The sequence below is a fragment of the Streptomyces sp. iso_384 genome (genome assembly GCF_056172905.1).
Genome location: NZ_JBWBTT010000001.1, coordinates 1631228 through 1650924, shown reverse-complemented (window position 1 = coordinate 1650924; position 19697 = coordinate 1631228). Strand labels below are relative to the sequence as shown.

12 protein-coding genes are annotated in these 19697 nt (G+C 68.9%); 6 read left to right on the top strand and 6 right to left on the bottom strand.

Annotated features, from left to right (window positions below; all coding sequences use genetic code 11):
- Positions 1-106: 106 nt before the first annotated feature.
- The gene (locus tag AC0VY3_RS07255) at positions 107-4036 is read right to left on the bottom strand and encodes a polymorphic toxin-type HINT domain-containing protein (protein WP_475549237.1); all 3930 of its coding nucleotides are present in this window, start codon (positions 4034-4036) and stop codon (positions 107-109) included.
- 538 nt (positions 4037-4574) lie between these two features.
- On the opposite strand from AC0VY3_RS07255, the gene AC0VY3_RS07250 reads away from it, so the two are divergent.
- The 6 genes from AC0VY3_RS07250 to AC0VY3_RS07225 all read left to right on the top strand — a co-directional run bounded on the left by AC0VY3_RS07250 (position 4575) and on the right by AC0VY3_RS07225 (position 13510).
- Complete coding sequence (locus AC0VY3_RS07250) at positions 4575-6821, top strand: FG-GAP-like repeat-containing protein (RefSeq protein ID WP_475549236.1); 2247 nt, start codon at positions 4575-4577, stop codon at positions 6819-6821.
- 79 nt (positions 6822-6900) lie between these two features.
- Positions 6901-7503 carry an acyltransferase gene (locus AC0VY3_RS07245; RefSeq protein ID WP_475549235.1) on the top strand — a complete coding sequence of 201 codons (603 nt, stop codon included), beginning with the start codon at positions 6901-6903 and terminating at the stop codon, positions 7501-7503.
- Positions 7504-7593: 90 nt separating this feature from the next.
- Positions 7594-8805 (top strand): acyltransferase family protein, encoded by a 1212-nt coding sequence (locus AC0VY3_RS07240; protein WP_475549234.1) that lies wholly within the window; start codon positions 7594-7596, stop codon positions 8803-8805.
- Positions 8802-9905, top strand: a complete 1104-nt coding sequence (wecB, locus tag AC0VY3_RS07235) for a non-hydrolyzing UDP-N-acetylglucosamine 2-epimerase (protein WP_475549233.1) — start codon at positions 8802-8804, stop codon at positions 9903-9905. The genes AC0VY3_RS07240 and wecB overlap by 4 nt, the downstream gene beginning before the upstream one ends.
- A gap of 165 nt (positions 9906-10070) precedes the next feature.
- The gene (locus AC0VY3_RS07230; RefSeq protein ID WP_475549232.1) at positions 10071-11393 is read left to right on the top strand and encodes a glycosyltransferase; all 1323 of its coding nucleotides are present in this window, start codon (positions 10071-10073) and stop codon (positions 11391-11393) included.
- On the top strand, positions 11390-13510 hold the full coding sequence (locus AC0VY3_RS07225) for a glycosyltransferase (RefSeq protein WP_475549231.1): 2121 nt from the start codon (positions 11390-11392) through the stop codon (positions 13508-13510). Before AC0VY3_RS07230 ends, AC0VY3_RS07225 begins: the two co-directional genes overlap by 4 nt.
- A 72-nt stretch (positions 13511-13582) precedes the next feature.
- On the opposite strand, the gene galE is transcribed toward AC0VY3_RS07225, so the two are convergent.
- The 5 genes from galE to AC0VY3_RS07200 are packed head-to-tail and all read right to left on the bottom strand — an operon-like array spanning position 13583 to position 19610.
- The gene (gene galE / locus AC0VY3_RS07220; RefSeq protein ID WP_475549230.1) at positions 13583-14560 is read right to left on the bottom strand and encodes a UDP-glucose 4-epimerase GalE; all 978 of its coding nucleotides are present in this window, start codon (positions 14558-14560) and stop codon (positions 13583-13585) included.
- A 2-nt stretch (positions 14561-14562) separates the two neighbouring features.
- A complete protein-coding gene (locus AC0VY3_RS07215) occupies positions 14563-15849 on the bottom strand; it encodes a nucleotide sugar dehydrogenase (protein WP_475549229.1) in 1287 nt (428 codons plus the stop codon).
- 4 nt (positions 15850-15853) lie between these two features.
- Positions 15854-17467, bottom strand: a complete 1614-nt coding sequence (locus tag AC0VY3_RS07210) for a glycosyltransferase family 2 protein (RefSeq protein ID WP_103512734.1) — start codon at positions 17465-17467, stop codon at positions 15854-15856.
- Positions 17464-18495: a Gfo/Idh/MocA family protein gene (locus tag AC0VY3_RS07205; protein ID WP_103512735.1), complete on the bottom strand. Its 1032-nt coding sequence runs from the start codon at positions 18493-18495 to the stop codon at positions 17464-17466. Before AC0VY3_RS07205 ends, AC0VY3_RS07210 begins: the two co-directional genes overlap by 4 nt.
- The gene (locus AC0VY3_RS07200; RefSeq protein ID WP_103512736.1) at positions 18492-19610 is read right to left on the bottom strand and encodes a DegT/DnrJ/EryC1/StrS family aminotransferase; all 1119 of its coding nucleotides are present in this window, start codon (positions 19608-19610) and stop codon (positions 18492-18494) included. Before AC0VY3_RS07200 ends, AC0VY3_RS07205 begins: the two co-directional genes overlap by 4 nt.
- Between the last annotated feature and the right edge of the window lie 87 nt (positions 19611-19697).

Genomic DNA, 19697 nt, shown 5'->3' with positions numbered 1-19697 from the left:
CTTGCGCTCATCTCACACCTTCAGCTGCCACCAGCGATATTCCGATGGATGACCCGGAGAAGTACGGTGGCGACTTCTCCGGATCATCCATTAAATTCAGTTCCGATTAAAACCATCCGGCGTCAGGGAAGTGCGGCGCACTGAAACGCTTGATCGTCTCGTAGTGGTCACTTGTCCACCCCATCACCTTTCGACCGTCGGGCAAGGTCTTCACCAGAATTCGAGCAGAGTCACCCTTAGATCCTGGTACTCGGAACTCCAGGGCTCCCGCCCAGCCCCTCTCGTGAGGCCTCCGCCCCTCAAACACTCTCTGCCTTCCTGTAGCAGGATCCGTCTGCGGGATACCTCTCCCGGCTCGGATTTCGTCATACGCGTTGACGAAGTGCCTCGACATCCCCTGCGGAAGGGGGTCCGACAAGCAGCCCTTGCTATTGTGCGCGAGTATCGGAGTCGCCCCCGCAAGCACATAGTACGTGTGCAGGTCCGCGACGGTCAGATTGTAAGCAGGCTGAAGTTGATGCCAACGTCGGATCTGGGCAATCTCTGCGGATGAGCCGTCAGCGGCGCGGAGGACATCGCCTACCTTGAGCCTTCCCGCATCAATCCAACTTTGCTTCTCGGGAATCCAGAACGGATGATGATCCGTGGCCGTCAATGCGCCCAGCCCTCGGGAGCCGTTGAGCGTGATACCCGTGAAATCCCTGTCGTCCGGGGTGTAGATCGCGGCCACCACACGGCGCGGTCCTGAATTGCCGGAGAGCGGATCAGTAGAGTAGACCATGTCACCTGGCCCTACCCACTCAATGGGAAGGGTGGAGCCGTCGGCCATGAGCACCCGGGTGCCCGCCACGAAACTATGCTTCGGCTTGCATGGATTCTTCTTGAAGAAGTTCCCTATCGCCTCAAAGACCTCGCCGACTTTCCCGCCGTATTTCCCCATCCACCGCCCGGCCTTAAACGGCACGGCGACGTATCCGGCGACCGGAACTATGGACACACAGGAGAGGACAGCATCTTTCCACGCGTCCTTCTCGCCTATGCCCCAGTAGCTGAGGCCTGATTCCGCTGCGTACGCAACGCAGTTGATGGCATCGGCGATCTCCCCGTATACGGGGATCAGGCCCAGGATATCCAGCGTGAGATGAAGAGAGTCCTTGATGCTCATGCCGGAGGGAAGGTCCCCGAGGAATGTCTTGAACCGGGCGAGAAGCGAGGCGTATCCGCCAACCTCGGCGTCCTGGTGCAGCGTGGCTTCGTGCTCTGCCTGCCGCTCCGCCTGGAGAGCCCTCTGCTCTGCCTTGTATCGCTCTGTTTGGTAGCGCTCGACGGTGGATCGATACTTTGCGTGGGCGTCGGCGGCACTTTGGCCGGCGTTGAGGGCGGATTGCCGGGCCTGTTCGGCTGCTTGGAAGGCGCTTGCGGCGTATCCCTGGGCTGCGCCGTAGCTGGCTTCGGCTGATATCGCCGCGTTCGAGGCTCTGCGAGCGCTGTGAGCGGCGTCGGCTTCGGCCTTTCGAGCGGCTTCGGCGGAAGCATTTGCGGAGCGGGCGGATTCGTTGGCGCGGTTAGCCGCTTGCTTCGCCCGGTCGGCGTGGCCGGCGGCCTCAGTTGCGTATTCGGTGGCTTTCTTGGCGTGGCCGGCGGCGAGGTCTGCGTGCCCTTGAGCCGTTTCAGCGGCCTCGGCCGCGTCGTGGGCCGACTGATAGGCGCGGGCGGCGGTCGCGCTGGCGGTGGCGATGATGGTCTGGATCTGCTCGACGTGCGCGGCGTTGAGCTGGTCGCGTCGGGTGGCCTTGTGCCGGCCGGAGGTGATGAAGTCGATCAGGTTGGTGTCGGGGCTGGCGAGGGCGGCTTCGGCGGCTGACTTGACCTCGGGTTCCGCGCCTTCGGCGAGGCGGGCGGCTTCGACGCGGTAGTCCTCGATGCGCGCCTGGTGCTGGCCCTGCTGGAGGAAGGTGTCGAGGGCCTTGGGATCGGGGTTGTTCAGAGCTGCTTGGGCAGCTTCCTTGACTCCCACACCGCCCGCTTCGGCAAGGCGCGCCACCTCGATGCGGTTGTCCGGTGCCGCCACCTGGTACTGGCTGACGGTGAGGAAGGTGTGGACCTCGGCTGGGGTGCCCGCGAGTGCGGCGCTTGCCGCTGTGCGGAGGTCCTCGTAGTCGGACTGCTCAGCGAGGACGTTGACGGCTTCCCGATCATCCTCCTCCTGGGCCAGTTTCCAACTTGTACGCGCATAGGCGACCACCCCGTCGTCGTCGCCGACCAGGGCTGTTTCGGCTGCGGCCCGGCTCCACGGGCCTCGGATCAGCAGCGCGGTCATGGCCATCTTGCGGCCGGCGGCCGCGACCTCCGCGGGCTGTGCATCCGGTTTGGCGGCCTGCTCCGCGAGGGTGTCGAAGTCGGTCTGGAGCTTGAGTGCTTCCTGCTTCGCCTTGGCGATCTCGGCCTTGGCGACGTCGACAGTTGCCTTGGCGTCACGGGCTTCGTTGACCAGGAGGGTCGTGCGGGCGGCGATCTCGTCGGCCTCGCCCTTGCGGGTGGCGGCCTGGATCTTCTGGGCCTTGGCGACCGCGGTGGAAGCTGCCTGGGCTGCCTTCAGGGCCTCTGCGGCGTTGGTCTTCGCCTGGTTGGCCGCGGCTTGGGCGTCACCGGCATGTTCATTCGCCTTGCGCGCCGCCTCCGCGGCTTTTCGGGCGTGCGCGGCAGAGGAGCGTGCGAAGTCGCGGGCCTCGGTGGCGGCGTCAATGGCATCGTTCGCGTGTTTCTGCGCTGCGACGGAGGCCCGTCTGGCTTCAGCGGCGTGGCGTTCGGCCGCGGCGGCTGCGGCCTTGGCCTGGTCGGCGCTGGCTCCGGCCTCGGCCGCATGGCCTGCTGCGGCTCTCGAACTCGCTGCGGCCGCGTTCATGTCGTCGATGGCCCCGAGTGACGCGTTCAGCGCGTCCCGGGCCGCCCTTGCCGTCTGGAGCATCGAGTCGAGGGTGTCGGCGATCTTCTCGGCGTCACCGGCGGCCTTCAGCGCGTTGGCGGCCGCTTCCTCGTTGACCTTGCCCGATGCCGCGTGGGCCCACGCCGTGCTGGCGGCCTGGGAGGCGCGCTGAGCGGCGGCGGAGGCGTTGGCCGCTGCGGAGATCGCGGTCTGTGCGGCAGCGTTGGCCGCGCGGGCCGCCGAGATGGCGGCCTTCGCCGCGTCCGCGGCACGGCGGGACGCCTCCGCCGCCCTGCGAGCGGCGTCCTCGGCCTTGTCCGCGTCATCCTTCGCGGCCTCGGTCGCCTCCGCCGCCTTCTCGGCTTCCTTCTTCGCCAACCGGGCTGCGTTCTTGGCCTTCTTGACCTGTGCTTCCGCGCTGGTCTTGGCCTTGGCGGCAGCTGCCGCGGCGTCGTTGATCTGGCTTGCCAGGTCGCTGACGCTGGCGTGTTCCTGGTCCTGGGCGCGAGTGATGTACTGCCCGTAGGCGAGGAAGTCTCGCACCTCGCTGATGCCCGCGTTCAGCGCGGCGGAGGCGGCCCGCTTGGTGGCAGGGCCCCCCGCCATCTCGATCTGCGCCACACGGACACGGGCGTCGTCGTCGCGGCGCTTGTACTGACCTTCGTTCAGGAAGGCGCGGACGTCATCGATGGTTCCGTTCAGCGCCGCGTCGCCGGCTTCGCGTACGCCTGTTCCGCCGGCTTCGGTGGCCCGGGCAGCGGCCACCCGCTGATCGTCCTCCAGCGGCCGCTTCCAGCCGTCCTTCATGAACGCGGCCAGCTGCTCCGGAGTCCCTTCGAGGGCGGCGGTCGCGGCCTCGCTCACCCCCGGTCCGGCTTCGGTGACGAGCGTGAGTGCGGCCTCCCGCAAATCAAGCTCCTCCGCCACCTTCTGGCCGGCCTCCAGAAAGCCGCGGACCTTCGTATCACTGCCCGTCAAGGCCTCTTCCGCGGCGGCCTTGACTGCCGGGCCGGAAGACTTCCACGCCTCCAGCACCTGGGCCCGCTCGGAGAGCGGGGGTATAGGCAGCTCATCGGCGCCGGCGGGCGCCGCCGAGATGAGAGTGGCCACAAGAGCGAGGGGCAGGAGCCCACGGGCCGGCCTGCCAAGCAACCGGAATCCCCTCCCTGTGCTCCGCTCAGGGCCTGAAAAATGACGCACTGATTCGAACCTTCTCCCCATAGGGACCGAATCGCCCACAGTCGCAACTCCCAGCTGTGGCGCTTTTCGGTCAAGCGCACCAAAAAGGGTCTGTCACCTTCTAATTTCGGCCTCCCCAGGCTGAAATGCGACAGACCCACCCAAGCCCGCAAACTTGGCACGACTTAGTTGTGAACTTCTTGTGCAAGATATGCTCAAACAGCACACAGATGCGCCCGTATCGTGGAACGTAATCCAACCGTGACAGCGGTCGTATCGCCTGTCCGTAGAACTTCCGGGCGGTGCCGCCGGGCCCAGGACCTGCGGCTATATTGATCCGGCGGCCTCCCCAGGCGAACGCGACCGCCTTCCCTCTCGGGCACGGTCACCCGATTCGGTTGAACCCTCTAGCGCTCACAGAGCGGGGTTCGTCTTGGAAAGCGAAACATCAGTGCGCATACGCAGATCGATGGCGCTGACAGCCATGGCTATAGCTGTCTCCGCAGGAACATCCACCCCCCAGGCCGCAGCAGCCGATGAGACACCGGTAGCTGCCGTCCTTCCCTATGCCGTCGAGGACGGCGCATACCCCTATCGCGCCGACATGCTCGAACTGACCGGCGCAGACCTGATCGCCGGCGACGGCAATATCATCTACACCCCGTGCTCGGAGCCCCACCAGATCAAGGTGTGGGCGCGGAACTTGAAATCCAGCGAGTCCAGGATCTGCTTCGTGTCCGCCGGCACCGGCTACCTGAGCGTCAACATCCCCCGTGCCTACCGCATCGAGACAATCGATCGAGACATCAAAGCAAGCGTCTCGATCGAGGGCACCACCGAAAACCTGACTGTTCCTCGTGACACGGCCAAGGGCTTCGGCGAGGCCGACATGACCGATCCCAAGCAGGCTGTCCTGCTGGAGATGCGCGTCACCGGAACGGGCACACTGGCGACCCCACCGCCCTCCGGAGACACCACGCACGCGTTCGCCGGCAAGCTCCGCATCGGGGAAACCCGCTCGTGCACCGCGGTCCTCGTCGACTCGCGCTGGGCGATAACCGCCAAGAGTTGCTTCGCCGACAACCCCGCCGAAAGCATCAACATCGTCGCGGGTGCTCCGAAGGACAAGACGACCATCACGCTTGGCCAGGCCGACCTGAACTCCGCCGGGACCCACACCAGCAGCATCTCTCACGTGATTCCCCGGCCGGACCGGGACCTCGCACTGGTGCAACTGGACCAGCCCGCCGGCAACGTTACGCCCGTCACGATCTCCAGCACGGCATCGGCTCCCGGCGAGGAACTCACCGTCGCCGGCTACGGCCGCACCATCGACGCATGGGCACCGACCAATCTGCACACCGCTGCCGTCGTCGCCGGCGCGACTTCGGCGACCAATGTCGAACTCACGGCGAAGTCCCCGGCAGAATCGACGGTATGCAAGGGCGACGCAGGCGCACCCGCACTCCGTACCGAGAACGGCGAGCCGGTCCTCGTGGCCATCGGAAGTCAGTCCCACCAGGGCGGATGCCTCGGCGAGACCGACTCCGAGGCCCGGACCGACGCGGTGGGCGTACGTGCTGACGACCTCACCGGCTGGGTGTCCCAGATCCGCAAGCTGCCTCAGGGCCCGCAGGTGGCGTCCGGGGACTTCAATGGGGACGGGAAGGTGGACATCGCCGCCTTCTACGACAACGGCACCGGCGCGGACGGGAAGAAGTTGTCTTCGCTCTTCGCGTTCTACAGCAACGGCACCGGCTTCGCCGAGCCCAAGAAGGTCTGGGCCAGCACCGGATCCTTCAACGGCGCCGCGAGCAAGCTGACCTCCGGGGACTACAACGGGGACGGCAAGGACGACCTCGCCGTCCTCTACAACTCCGGCCAGGCAGCAGACGGCAAGTACGTCACCACCGTGTTCACGTACACCAGCAACGGGACCGGCTTCGCCGCACCCAAGCAGACCTGGGCCAGCTCGGGTTCCTTCGACTGGAGCAAGAGCAAGCCCGTCTCCGGCGACTACAACGGAGACGGCAAGGACGACCTCGCCGTCTTCTACAACGGCGGCCAGGCCAACGACGGCAAGTACGTCTCCCTAGCCTTCACCTTCACCAGCACCGGCACTGACTTCAACAACCCCATCACCTCCTGGACCAGCACCGGATCCTTCAACTGGGACAAGAGCAAGCCCGTCTCAGGTGATTACAACGGAGACGGCAAGGACGACCTCGCCGTCTTCTACAACGGCGGCCAGGCCAACGACGGCAAACACGTCTCGCTCGCTTTCAGGTTCACGAGCAACGGTTCTGCCTTCAACAACCCCACCACCTCCTGGACCAGCACCGGATCCTTCAACTGGGACAAGAGCAAGCCCGTCTCAGGTGATTACAACGGAGACGGCAAGGACGACCTCGCCGTCCTCTACAACTCCGGCCAGGCAGCAGACGGCAAGCACGTCTCCACCCTCTTCACCTTCACCAGCAATGGCACCGGCTTCGCCGCACCCAAGCAGACCTGGGCCAGCACCGGCTCGTTCAACTGGAACGTGAGCCTGCCGACCTCGGGTGACTACAACAAGGACGGCAAGGACGATCTCGGCGTCCTCTACGAAGGCAGGACAACCGTCGACGCCAAACGCCTCGACTCCCTGTTCACCTTCACCAGCACCGCCACCGGCACCAAGGCGCCCGTGCTCCACTGGACCGGCAGCAACGACTGACCGACCGGTCCCGCACGCAGGGCGGTGGGCAGGACACCCTTATGCTTTCCGGGCGCATCAGCTCTCCGAAAGGCATGCCGTGAACTACAGGGTCCAGCCCACCGCCCAGGTCGACGAGACCGCCGAGATCGGGGCCGGTTCCAGCGTCTGGGAGCTGGCGCAGATCCGTGAGGGAGCCAGGCTCGGCGAGGGCTGTGTCGTCGGCCGTGGGGCGTACGTCGGTACCGGTGTGCGCATCGGCGACAACGTGAAGCTGCAGAACTACGCCCTCGTGTACGAGCCCGCCGAGCTCGGCGACGGCGTCTTCGTCGGCCCCGCCGTCGTCCTCACCAACGACCACAACCCCCGCTCGGTCGACCCGGACGGCAAGCAGAAGCGCGGCGGCGACTGGGAGGCCGTCGGCGTCAAGGTCGCCGAGGGCGCCTCGCTCGGCGCCCGCTCGGTCTGCGTCGCGCCGGTCCGTGTCGGCCGGTGGGCGATGGTCGCGGCCGGCGCCGTGGTCACCAAGGACGTCCCGGATTTCGCCCTGGTCGTCGGTGTGCCGGCCCGGCAGATCGGCTGGGTCGGCCGCAGCGGCGTCCGGCTGGTCGAGCGCGCGGGCGAGCCGGGGGTGTGGGAGTGCCCGCAGAGCGGTTCCCTGTACGAGGAGAAGGACACGCTCCTCACCGAGCGGACCGTCTGACGCCATGTCCGACCATCGATACTCCACCGTCGCGGACGTGACGGCCCTGCCCGAGTGGTTCATATGTCCGCGCAGAAGAGGATGACACTCATGGCGGGGGCCCCCGCGCCGAAGGCCGCCGAGCACTCGCGGCTGGACTCTCTCACCGGGCTGCGCTTCTGGGCGGCGCTGGCCGTGGTCCTGTATCACCTGTCCCGGCAGGCCGGCCAGCTTCCGTGGATCAGTGACGTGACCTGGTACGGAAGGAGCGGGGTCACCTTCTTCTTCGTCCTGTCGGGCTTCGTGCTGGCGTGGACGTACGACGGCAAGACCGTGCCCGCGGTCGTCTTCCTCTGGCGTCGGTTCGCCCGGATCTGGCCGCTGCTGGCCGCTTCGGTCCTGGCCTCCGTGGCCGTCTGGCATGCGCTGGGCACCGACTTCTCGCTCCGCGGGACCGCCGCGACGCTGGGCCTCGTGAATGCCTGGGTGCCGGATCACTCCTATCTCTCGGGCGGAAACCCCGCCGCCTGGTCGCTGAGCGACGAGGCCTGGTTCTATCTGCTCTTTCCGCTCCTGTTGGCATGGCCCCTGATGCGGAGCTCCCGGGGGCGGATCATCGTCGCCGTCACCGTGTGCGCGGCCTCGCTGGGTGCCTGGCTGGGCGGCGCCCTGATCACGGATTCGCTGATGCGGGTGTGGGCGCTCGACTACTTCCCGCCGACCCGGACGCTTCAGTTCGTCCTCGGGGTCGCCGCCGGGCTCGCGGTGAAACGGGGCTGGCGCCCGGCGGGCGGCCTGCCCGTAGCCGTCCTGGCGGTCCTGGCCTGGCACCTGGTGCTGATCCCTTGGTCCCACGCCGTGCCGGACAGCCTGTGGTACAGCCCGTACAGCGCGTCCCAGCTGCTGTCCGCGCCGATCTTCGCGCTGCTGGTCGCGGCTGCTGCGGCGGCGGACCTGGAAGGCCGCCGGACCACTCTCGCCGGACCCGCCATGGTCAGGCTCGGGCAGTGGTCCTTCGCCTGGTACCTCTTCCACGAGATCGTGCTGAGAGCCCTGGCCGGCGTGTACGGCAAGCCGGTGGGCCGGCTCGAGACGGCCGGCTTCTGGGCCGCCACGCTGCTGCTGAGCCTGGCGGTGGCCGCCATTGCTTACCATTGCGTGGAACATCCGCTCGAACGCCTGCTTCGCCGTCGAGGCCCGGGCGGATCCGCCCGCTCCCGAGCGGTACACGCCGTGACGCAGGAGCCCGGTACGTACCCGCCGGGCGCGCACACCCATTCCTCACCTCAACGTCAAGCGATTCAGAAGAAGAGCGTGCAATGAAAGTCATCAGCATCGTCGGTGCTCGCCCCCAGTTGGTGAAACTGGCTGCTGTCGCCGCGGCATTCGCCGGGACCGATCACCAGCACGTCATCGTCCACACCGGACAGCACTACGACGCGGACCTTTCGGACGTCTTCTTCGAAGGTCTCGGCATCCCTGACCCCGACGTGCACCTCGGCGTCGGTTCCGGAAGCCACGGTGTGCAGACCGGATCGGTGCTCTCCGCGCTCGACCCGGTCCTGGAAGCGGAGAAGCCCGACTGGGTCCTGGTCTACGGCGACACGAACTCGACGATCGCCGGAGCCCTTTCAGCGGTCAAGCAGCACCTTCCGGTGGCTCACCTCGAAGCGGGTCTGCGATCGTTCAACCGCCGCATGCCCGAAGAGCACAACCGGGTCCTGACCGACCACTGCGCCGATCTGCTGCTCGCGCCGACGGAGGAGGCCGTACGTCACCTCGCGGCCGAGGGGCTGTCCGAGCGCACGGAGTTGGCGGGCGACGTCATGGTCGACATCTGCCTCCGCATCCGGGACGCCGTGCGCGCCGGCGAGCACGCGGCTCCGGCCCTGCCCGAGGGCATCGACCCCTCGCAGCCGTTCCTGCTGGCCACGCTGCACCGCCCGGACAACACGGACGACCCGGCCCGGCTGTCCGCGATCATCGACGCCCTCGCGGGCCTGCCCGTGCCCGTCGCGCTGCTCGCCCACCCGCGCCTCGTGGCGCGCGCCGAGGCCCATGGCATCGAGCTGGCCAGGGGCGCCATCCACGTCGGGCGGCCGCTGCCCTACGCGGGCCTCATCGCCGCCGTCCTCGCCTCGTCGGGCGTGGTCACCGACTCGGGAGGCCTCCAGAAGGAAGCCTTCCTCCTGGAGCGGATCACCACGACCATCCGTCCCGAGACCGAGTGGGTGGAAACCGTCCACACCGGTTGGAACGTCTTGGTACCCGACCCGCACGAGATGGACCCGGCGCAGTGGGCCGCCACCGTCTCCCGCCCTGTGCCCACGAGTGACTCCGGCACGCCGTACGGCGACGGACACGCCGCGGAAAACGTCGTCCGGATCATGGAAGAGTGGAAAGGGGGCAGCCGGTCCGCGTGACATGCGCAGCGCCACGTTTGGCGCTAATAGGCATATGTCACCGTGCTAGCGTCACCATTTATGTCAGTTTCTCCCAGGTCTGGGCTGCCCGCGAAAGGCACGCGACCTCATGTGATCTATTTCGCCATCGGTTTTCCACCAGCAGCGAAAAGCTGTGCCTACCGCATGCGCGAAACCGCGAACCAGTTCATCAACGTGGGCTGGGACGTCACCGTCGTCACCATCGCCCAGGATTCGTGGGAACTGGACTCCGGCATCGACCTCACCCTGCTGGAGCAGGTCGACCCGCGCGTAAAAGTCGTCGAGCTGCCGCTCTCGCGCGAAGACCTGGAGACGGACATCCGTCTCTTCGACGAGGCGCGGGCTCTCAGCCCTGCAAAGTGGGTCACGGAACTGCGCAAGCGCCAGGCCAAGACCTTCCCCGAGGCCAGCTTCGGTGAGTGGCGCGAGACCCTGGAACAGGCGGCGCTGGACATCCACCAGGAGCATCCCGCGAACCTCCTGGTCGCCAGCTGTGTGCCGTACGTGAACCTGGCCGCAGCCTGGAAGCTGTGGGAAGAGGAGCGCGTTCCGTACGCCGTCGACTTCCGCGACGGCTGGTCCATCGACGTCATCGACGGCACGGAGGCCTTCTCCCGCGACTCGGAACTGGGTCGCTGGGAGCAGAAGATCCTGGACCACGCGGTTTCGCTGTGGGTGGTCAACGACCCGATCGCGGAGCACTACCGCACCCGCTACCCGGACTTCGCCGACCGCGTGCGTGTCGTGCGTAACGGCTACGACGCGGACAGTTCGCCGGGCCACTCCCACAAGCCGGACCTCGATGCCGGTCTCACCTTCGGCTACCTCGGCACGGTGAACTTCACCGCGACGCACCTCGAAACGGTGCTGGACGCCTGGCGCGCGGCGCGCGAGCAGGAACCGTTGCTCGCCAACGCCCGTTTCGAGGTCCGCGGCCACATCGGCAACGGCGCGGGCCGCGGAGCAACACGCCACGCCGAGATACTGAAGGAGGCGGAGGCGGATGGAGTCCACTTCGGCGGACCCGCTTCCAAGGCCGAGGTCGCCGAGATCTATGCGCGCTGGGACGCCATGGTTCTCATCCTCATCGGAGGCCGCTTCGTGACCTCCGGCAAGGTCTACGAGTACATGGCCACGGGACTGCCGATCGTCTCCGCCCATGTCGTGGAGCACGACGCGTCGAACGTGCTGCGGGGCCACCCGCTGTGGACGGGAGCGGTGGGACTCGACGTCGAGGCCATGACCGACGCGTTCATCCGCGCCGCCCACCTGGCGGTCGACACGAGCGATGAGGCCCATGCCGAGGCGATGGCCCACGCCGACCAGTACACACGGGAGTCGCTGATGACCGTGGCGGTGCGCGAGTTGGTGGACCGTCTGGCCGCCGACACGTCCGAGCCCGTCGGCGTCAAGGGCACGACCGCCCTCCCCGAGAAGTCGATCGTCACCGGAGGACCCGCGTCGTGACCGACGTCCTGTTCATTGCCAGCAAGAGACCCGCGCTGGGCCTCTTCACCGACTCCCTGGTGAAGTTCCGGGAACGCGGCGCCAAGGTGTACCTCGCCGGCACCTTCAAGGTGACCTCGGCCGCCGAAGAGCTCACCGGCGCCGGGCTGGACGGGCTCCACCAGCTGCCGCGCAACCTCAACACGCGCAGCTCCGCCATGCGCCGCAAGGCCAGGAAGTCCCCGGCGGGCATGCGTGTGTGGCTGCAGTCGCAGCGGGATCGCTGGCTGCGTCAGCAGGCCCGCACGGCCCATGTGATCGTGGCCCTGGACCCGGGCGCCGTCTACACCGTCTGGCGGCTCGCCCAGTACAACACCACGGCCGAGGCGCACTTCGGTCTCGCTCCGGCGCTCAGGGCCGTCGACCGGATCTCGTCCGAGCCACCCCGTCCCACAACGCTGCCCCCGGTCGGCGCCGTGGCCCGCGACGTACGGCGCTCCATCAGCGGCCTTCCCGCCGCGGCGATGCGGACCGCCACCGCGCGCCCCGTCATGCGCTCCACCGTGGGAGCCCGGCTCTGGCGTTCGGCCGTGACCGTCCCCGGTATGCCGGGGACCGTCCGGGCCTCGGCCTCGCGCTACGTGGCCGAGGGCATGGAGGAAGCGGGGCGGATCAGCGGTGCGGCCATAGCGCTCAGTGCCGCGGCCGAGAAGATCCCCGACCCCGCGCTCAAGGCCCAGCTGCTCCACGAGAGCGCCATGACCGAGGTCTCCAAGGGCATCAGCCCGCGTGATCTCGGCAAGGCGGTCGACGGACACCTCGCCCACGCCGACGACCAGTTCGCCAAGGGCGATTACGCGTCGGCGTCGGTGGCCCTGTACCGGGCGCTCTCCCTCGACTTCCACCGCGTCCTGCACATCGACCAGCTCAGCTCACCGCTGGCCAAGGACGCGGAGGGCTTTGTCGCGCCGCTCCAGAAGTCCCCGGCCTACCGTGCTGTCGCACGGCCCCGCGGCAGGAAGACGCCGCCGAAGAGCCCGCCGTCCGACCGGCCGATGCGGCTGCTGGTGACCACCAGCACCAATGCCAACTTCCTCCAGCACATCCTCACCCGGTACGAGGACCATCCCGGTGTCGAACTGCGGTTCCTGGACCTCGCCGCACACAAGCCGTTCAAGAAGATCTCCTGGGCCGCGCCCCAGATGCTGGAGGACCGGCTGTCCGGCGGCACATCGGAGTACCAGGACGACGTGGAACGGCTGATGCGGCCGCACCTCGACTGGGCGGACACGGTGTTCGTCGACTGGTCGGTGGGCCCGGCCGCCATGCTGACCACGATCGATCCCGGTGACACCAGGATCGTCGTGCGGCTGCACAGCTACGAGGCGTTCACCCGCTGGCCGCACATGACCGACTTCTCGCGGGTGGACGATCTCGTCTTCGTGGCCCCGCATGTGAAGGATCTGGTGACGTCGCTGGTGCCTCAGCTGCGCGAGGCGTCAGCACCTCGGATGCACGTCCTGGACAACGCGATGGAGCTCAAGGGCTTCCTCCGTCCCAAGTCGGCCGACGCGCGCTTCAACCTCGGTCTGATCGGGATCAGCCAGGTCGCCAAGGACCCGCGGTGGGCCGTGGACGTGCTCAACCGGGTGCGCGAGCACGACGATCGCTACCGGCTTCTCCTCGTCGGCAACGAGATGAATCCGAAGACGAGCAAGGCCACCGCCGACTACCTGACGCAGCTGCGGCGCGAGCTGAAGCCGCTGGAGGAGTCCGGCGCCGTCGTACGCCTCGGCGCCATCGACGACGTACCGGCCGCGCTCACCGACGTCGGGGTCATCCTCAGCTCGTCGGTGCGTGAGGGATGCCATGTGGGTCTGATGGAAGGGGCTGCCAGCGCGGCGGTGCCGGTCGTCCGCGACTGGCCGTTCTACGCCGGAAAGCCGCACAGCGCCCGCACGCTCTACCCACAGGGCTGGGTCGTGGACTCGCCGGAGAAGGCCGCGAAGCGCATCCTCGAGGTCACGGCGACCGAGGAGTCCTGGCGTGAGGCCTGCGAGCAGGCTTCCGCGCACGCGGTGGGGACCTGGGACTGGTCCGTCGTCCAGAAGCGCTTCGACGACCTGTTCCTGGGCTGACCCCGGCTCGATACGGCGGAGGGCCCGCACCCTGGTGGGTGCGGGCCCTCCGCCGTATCGGTGCGACGCCGGTCAGACGAGCGCTCCGGGGTGCCGCAGCCGCCACCCCGCCCAGGCCGACTCGACCATGGTCCGAATGCCGTACCGGGCCGACCAGTCCAGCTCCGCGGCGATGGCGTCCACGGAGGCGACCACCCGGGCCGGGTCACCGGGGCGGCGGGCCCCGGCGACCGGGGGCAGGCCGGTGCGGCCGGTGACGTCGAGGATGATGTCGATCATCTCGGCGACGGAGGAGCCCTCGCCCCGGCCGATGTTCAGGACCAGTTCGGCGGACGGGTCCCGGGCCAGCCGGCGGGCCGCGGCGACGTGGGCGGAGGCGATGTCCTCCACATGGACGTAATCGCGGACGCAGGTGCCGTCCGGGGTCGGGTAGTCGTCGCCGAAGATCCGGGGGGCCTCGTCGGCCTCCAGGCGTTCGAAGACCATCGGGACCAGGTTGAAGACGCCTTCGTCGGCCAGCTCCGCCGAAGCGGCTCCGGCGACGTTGAAGTAGCGCAGCGATGCGGTGGCCATGCCGTGCGCCCGGCCGGCCGCGGTCACCAGCCATTCGCCCGCCAGCTTGGTCTCGCCGTACGGGCTGAGCGGCAGGCAGGGGGTCTCCTCGGTGACCAGGCCGACGTCGGGCATGCCGTAGACCGCCGCCGATGAGGAGAACAGGAAGCGCCGGACACCGGCCCCGGCGGCGGCCTCCAGCAGGGTGCGCAGGCCGTCGACGTTCTCTCGGTAGTAGTAGAGCGGTCGTTCGACGGACTCCGCGACCTGCTTCTTGCCCGCGATGTGCACGATGCCGGTCACCGCGTGCTCGGCCAGCACCCGGTCGAGGAGCTCCCGGTCCAGGACCGAGCCCACGACGAGCGGGACGCCCTCGGGAAGGCGTTCCGCCCGTCCGGTGCTGAGGTCGTCGAGGACGACGAGGCGCTCCTCGCCCGCCATCTCCGCGACCACGTGGGACCCGATGTAGCCGGCCCCACCGGTGATCAGCCAGGTCATCGTCAGCCGCCGATGACGACGCGACGTACGCCCGCCCAGTTGGCCGGGTCCGTGGTGCGGCGGCCGTCGACCAGGACGCGGACGTCCGGGAGGTCGGCGGCGGACAGCTCGCGGTACTCGGCGTGGTCGGCCTGGAGGATCGCCGCGGTGACGGCCTGGTGGCCGTCGTGCGGGACGAGGCCGAGGGCGGTCAGTTCCTCGGGGGTGTACATCGGGTCCGAGACGAACGGCACCGCGCCGCGCGCCTTCAGGGCCTCGACGACACCGAAGACTCCGGAGAACGCGGTCTCCTTGACACCGCCCCGGTAGGCCGCGCCCAGCACCAGGACCCCGGCGCCGTCCAGGTCGCCGTAGGCGGCGGCCAGCAGGTCGACCGCGTACGAGGGCATCGCGGCGTTGGCCTCGCGGGCCGAGCGCACGACGGTGGCCTCCGGGTCGTTCCACAGGTACATCCGGGGGTAGATCGGGATGCAGTGGCCGCCGACGGCGATGCCGGGCTGGTGGATGTGGCTGTAGGGCTGGCTGTTGCAGGCCTCGATGACCTTCTTGACGTCGATGTCGTGTCGGTCGGCGAACCGGGCGAACTGGTTGGCCAGACCGATGTTGACGTCGCGGTAGGTGGTCTCGGCGAGCTTCGCCAGCTCGGAGGCCTCCGCCGTGCCGAGGTTCCAGACGCTGTTGGGGCGGGGCAGGTCCTCGCGCTCGTCGAAGTCGAGGACGGCCTCGTAGAAGGCGACGCCGCGCTCGGCGGACGCCTCGTCGATGCCGCCGACGAGCTTGGGGTAGCGGCGCAGGTCGGCGAAGACCCGGCCGGTGAGGACCCGCTCCGGGGAGAAGACCAGGTGGAAGTCCTCGCCGGGGGTCAGGCCCGAGCCCTCGGCGAGCATCGGCGCCCAGCGGGTACGGGTGGTGCCGACGGGCAGCGTGGTCTCGTAGCTGACCAGGGTGCCGGGCTTGAGGCCTGCCGCGATGGCCTTGGTGGCGGCGTCCATCCAGCCGAAGTCGGGGGTGCCCTCGGCGTCCACGAAGAGCGGGACGACGACCACGACGGCGTCGGACGCGGCGACCGCGGCCGTGGTGTCCGTGGTGGCGGAGAGCAGGCCGGCGCCGACGGTCTCCTTGAGCAGACGGTCGAGGTCGTGCTCACCGGGGAACGGCTCGGTGGCCGCGTTGACGAGTTCGACGACCTTCTCGTTGACGTCCGCGCCGATGACCTTGTGGCCCTTGGCGGCGAACTGCACGGCGAGCGGAAGTCCGATCTTGCCGAGCGCGACTACACAGATATTCATCGGGTTACTTCCTCTTCGACCTGGACAGCGTGCGGCGCAGCCGTGCGCCCACGCCGGACTTCGGTTCCCGCAGCGGGGCCGTCGTGATCACGAGCCGGCCCTTGGTGTTGGTGTTCGCCGCCACCCGGTGGGGGTCGGTGGTCCCCCAGCGGCGTGCCAGCGGCATCGGCTGCCCTTCGGTGCGGACCGGGATCTCGTACGTGGAGCCCGCCACGTCCACGTAGAGGCGGACGCCCCTCTTGGCGCGGGCGGGGGCGAGCGGGATACGGGCGGTCAGCAGGGTGCCGCCGTCCCCGGCCGGCTCGGTGGTGAGCGTGCCGACGCGCTGCGGGCGTACGGCGTCCTTCGGGAGCTTGCGCGCGCCGGCCTTGTCCGCGCTCTGCGGCATGGCGCCCTGGGCCAGGGCGACGACGGCCGTCGAGGTGTCGCCGGTGATGCCGACGCGCAGGTTCACGACGCCGGTCAGGTCCGTGCCGTGCTGCTCCCAGCCGGCCGACTCCAGTCGCGTACCGGTGGAGAGGCGGCCCGCGACCGTCTCGCCGAGCACCTCGTAGTACCGGTCGCCGAGGCCGACGGCCGGGTCCCGGAATCCGGGGTAGGCGGCGAAGGCGCGGTCGCCCTCCAGCAGGAAGGGCGGCGCTCCGTGCTCGGTCTCGTCCGCGATGGCGCGGGTGAGCTCCTGGACGGCGCCGCTGCGGGCGAGGCCGAAGCGCACCCGGCGCTTGACCCCGGTGCCGTCGCGCAGGCCGTCGGTGAAGTAGGCGTCCACCAGTTCGCCGACGCCTTCGCACACCTGGCGGCGGGTGTCGAGGTCGAGCGCGGGGAAGTCCTTCTGCAGGAGCTTGGTCAGCTCCCAGTCGAAGTGGCGCTTGAACACGGCGTCGCGCCGCGGGCCCGCCGGGATCAGGGCCGCCGTGTGCTCCATGATCCGCTGGACGCAGCGGAGCCGGGCCAGGTGGTTCGCCCGGTAGGTGATGTTGCTCGCGTCGCCGCGCTTGACCGCGTAGTAGCAGGTGTAGTCGGAGAGCACGGAGATCTTCCGGGCCCGGACGCACGCCTCGATGGTGAACGGCTGGTCGCTGCCGACCGGCATGTCCTCGGGGAAGCGGAGCCCGTGCTTCTCGACCAGTTCCCGGCGGAAGAGCTTGGTGTTGGCCAGGGTGAAGGGCAACTCGGAGTCGTCGAGGGTGACGTCGCGGTTGCCGGTGTACAGCTTCTGATGGACGTAACGCCCGTTCGTGCCGACCATCTTGCCGACGACCACGTCGGACTCGTGGGCGTCGGCGTGGCCGACCATCCGCTCCAGCGCCTCTTCGCCCAGGTGGTCGTCCGAGCCGATGAAGTAGACGTAACGGCCGGTCGCCAGGTCGAGGGCGCGGTTGCTCGGAGCGGCCGGGCCGCCCGAGTTGGGCTGGTGGACGACGGTGAAGACGTCGGGGTACAGCTGGGCGAAGCGGTCGAGTTCCTTGCCGCTGTCGTCGGTCGAACCGTCGTCGACCGCCACGACCTGGAGCCGCTCGTGGCCGATGCTCTGGCCGACGAGCGAGTCGAGACACTCGGTGAGGTACGGCATCGTGTTGTAGACGGCCACGACCACCGTGACGTCGGGTGTGGTCACCTTCTCGGCTCCTGCTCCTGCTCCTGGCCCCGGTCCGCCGGGATCAGGACCGTGGTGCCGCTGGTGGCGGACTCCAGCACGGAGGCGGCCACCTCGACCGTACGCAGCCCCTGGCGCAGCGTGCAGATGTCGGCGGGCTTGCCCTGCACCGCGTCGCGGAACAGTTCGTGTTCGACGAGGAGCGGCTCGCGCTTGGGGATGGCGTAGCGGATCATGTCGCCCTCGGAGACCCCGCGGAAGGCGCGCAGCGCCTCCCACTCGGTGGTGACCGCGGCGTTGGAGTGGAAGGTGAGGTCGGCGGTGAGGGTGTCGGCGATGAAGCAGCCGCGTTCGCCGGTGACCGAGGTGAACCGCTCCTTGAGCGGGCTCAGCCAGTTGACCAGGTGGTTGACCATCGTGCCGTCGGACAGCTGGCCCACGGCGGAGACCATGTCCTCGTGCGGACGGCCCGACTTGGAGACGGTGTGGGCGGCGATCGAGGTGTACGTCCGGCCCGTGACCCAGCCCGTCAGGTCGATGTCGTGGGTGGCCAGGTCCTTGACCACGCCGACGTCGGCGATCCGGTGCGGGAAGGGGCCCTGGCGGCGGGTGACGACCTGGTAGACGTCGCCCAGCTCGCCGGCCTCCAGGCGGGCGCGGAGCGAGAGCAGGGCCGGGTTGCAGCGCTCGATGTGACCGACGCCGGCCACCAGGCCGCGCGACTCGAAGGCGTCGACGAGGCGGCGGGCGCCCTCGACGGTGTCGGCGAGCGGCTTCTCGACCAGGGCGCTGATCCCGGCGTCGGCGAGCTGGAGGCCGACCTCCTCGTGCAGCGCGGTCGGGCAGGCCACGACGGCGTAGTCGATGCCGAGGGCGATGAGCTCCTCGACGGTGGCGAGGACGGGGGCGCCCTGAGCCCAGCCGTTCTTGTCGCCCATCGGGTCGACGACGCCGACCAGTTCGACGCCCTCCAGGCCCGCGAGAACGCGGGCGTGGTGGCGGCCCATGGAGCCGAGGCCGATGAGCCCGGCCTTGAGCGCGGCGCTCACAGGTTCTCCCCCAGCGCGTTCACGGCGGCGGCGATCCGCGCCAGGTCGCCCTCGGTGAGCGAGGGGTGGACGGGCAGCGAGACGACCTCGGCGGCGGCCCGCTCGGTCTCGGGCAGGTCCCAGGTGCGGCCGGCCTTCTGGTCCGGCTCCCAGTAGGGCTTGAGCCGGTGGATCGGCGTCGGGTAGTAGACCGCGTTGCCGATGCCCGCCTCGGTGAGCTTCGCCATCGCGGCGTCCCGGTCGCCGCTGATCCGCACGGTGTACTGGTGGTAGACGTGCCGGGCGCCCTCGGCCACCGGCGGCGTGGTGACGGCCGGGGCGGTGATGTGGGCGTCGAGGTACGCGGCGTTGGCGCGGCGCTGCTCGGTCCAGCCCTCGACCTTGCCGAGCTGTACGCGGCCGACGGCGGCGGACACGTCGGTCATCCGCATGTTGGCGCCGACGATCTCGTTGGCGTACCGCTGCTCCATGCCCTGGTTGCGCAGCAGGCGCAGGGTGCGGGCCAGTTCGGCGTCGGCCGTGGTGACCATGCCGCCTTCGAGCGAGTGCATGTTCTTGGTCGGGTAGAAGCTGAAGGTGCCGCCCGCGCCGAACGCGCCGACGGGGGTGCCGTTCAGGGCCGCGGCGTGGGCCTGGCAGGCGTCCTCGACCACGGCGAGCCCGTGCTTCTCGGCGATGGGCATGAGCTTGTCCATCGCGGCGGGGTGGCCGTAGAGGTGCACCGGCATGATCGCGGCGGTGCGCGGGGTGATGGCGGCTTCGACCGCCGCCGGGTCGAGGCCGAAGCTGCCCGGCTCGATGTCGGCGAACACGACGTCGGCGCCGACGAGGCGGACCGCGTTCGCGGAGGCGGCGAAGGAGAAGGACGGGACGATCACCTCGTCGCCGGGGCCGATGCCGAGCGCGAGCAGCAGCAGGTGAAGGGCCGAGGTGCCCGAGTTGACGGCGACACAGTGCCGGTCGTCGACCAGGCGCGAGAAGCCTTCCTCGAAAGCGGCGACTTCCGGGCCCTGCACGACGCGACCGCTGCGCAGCACGCGTACGGCGGCCTCGATCTCATCTTCCCCGATGACCGGGCGGGCAGCGGGAATCGGCTGCTCGTTGATGCTCGTCATGAACGTCCTCCTTGAACACCGCAAGAGCTCGTACCAGGCAGAGCTCCGAGGTGCGGGACGTCTTACCGAGGTCGCGCGTAAACCCCA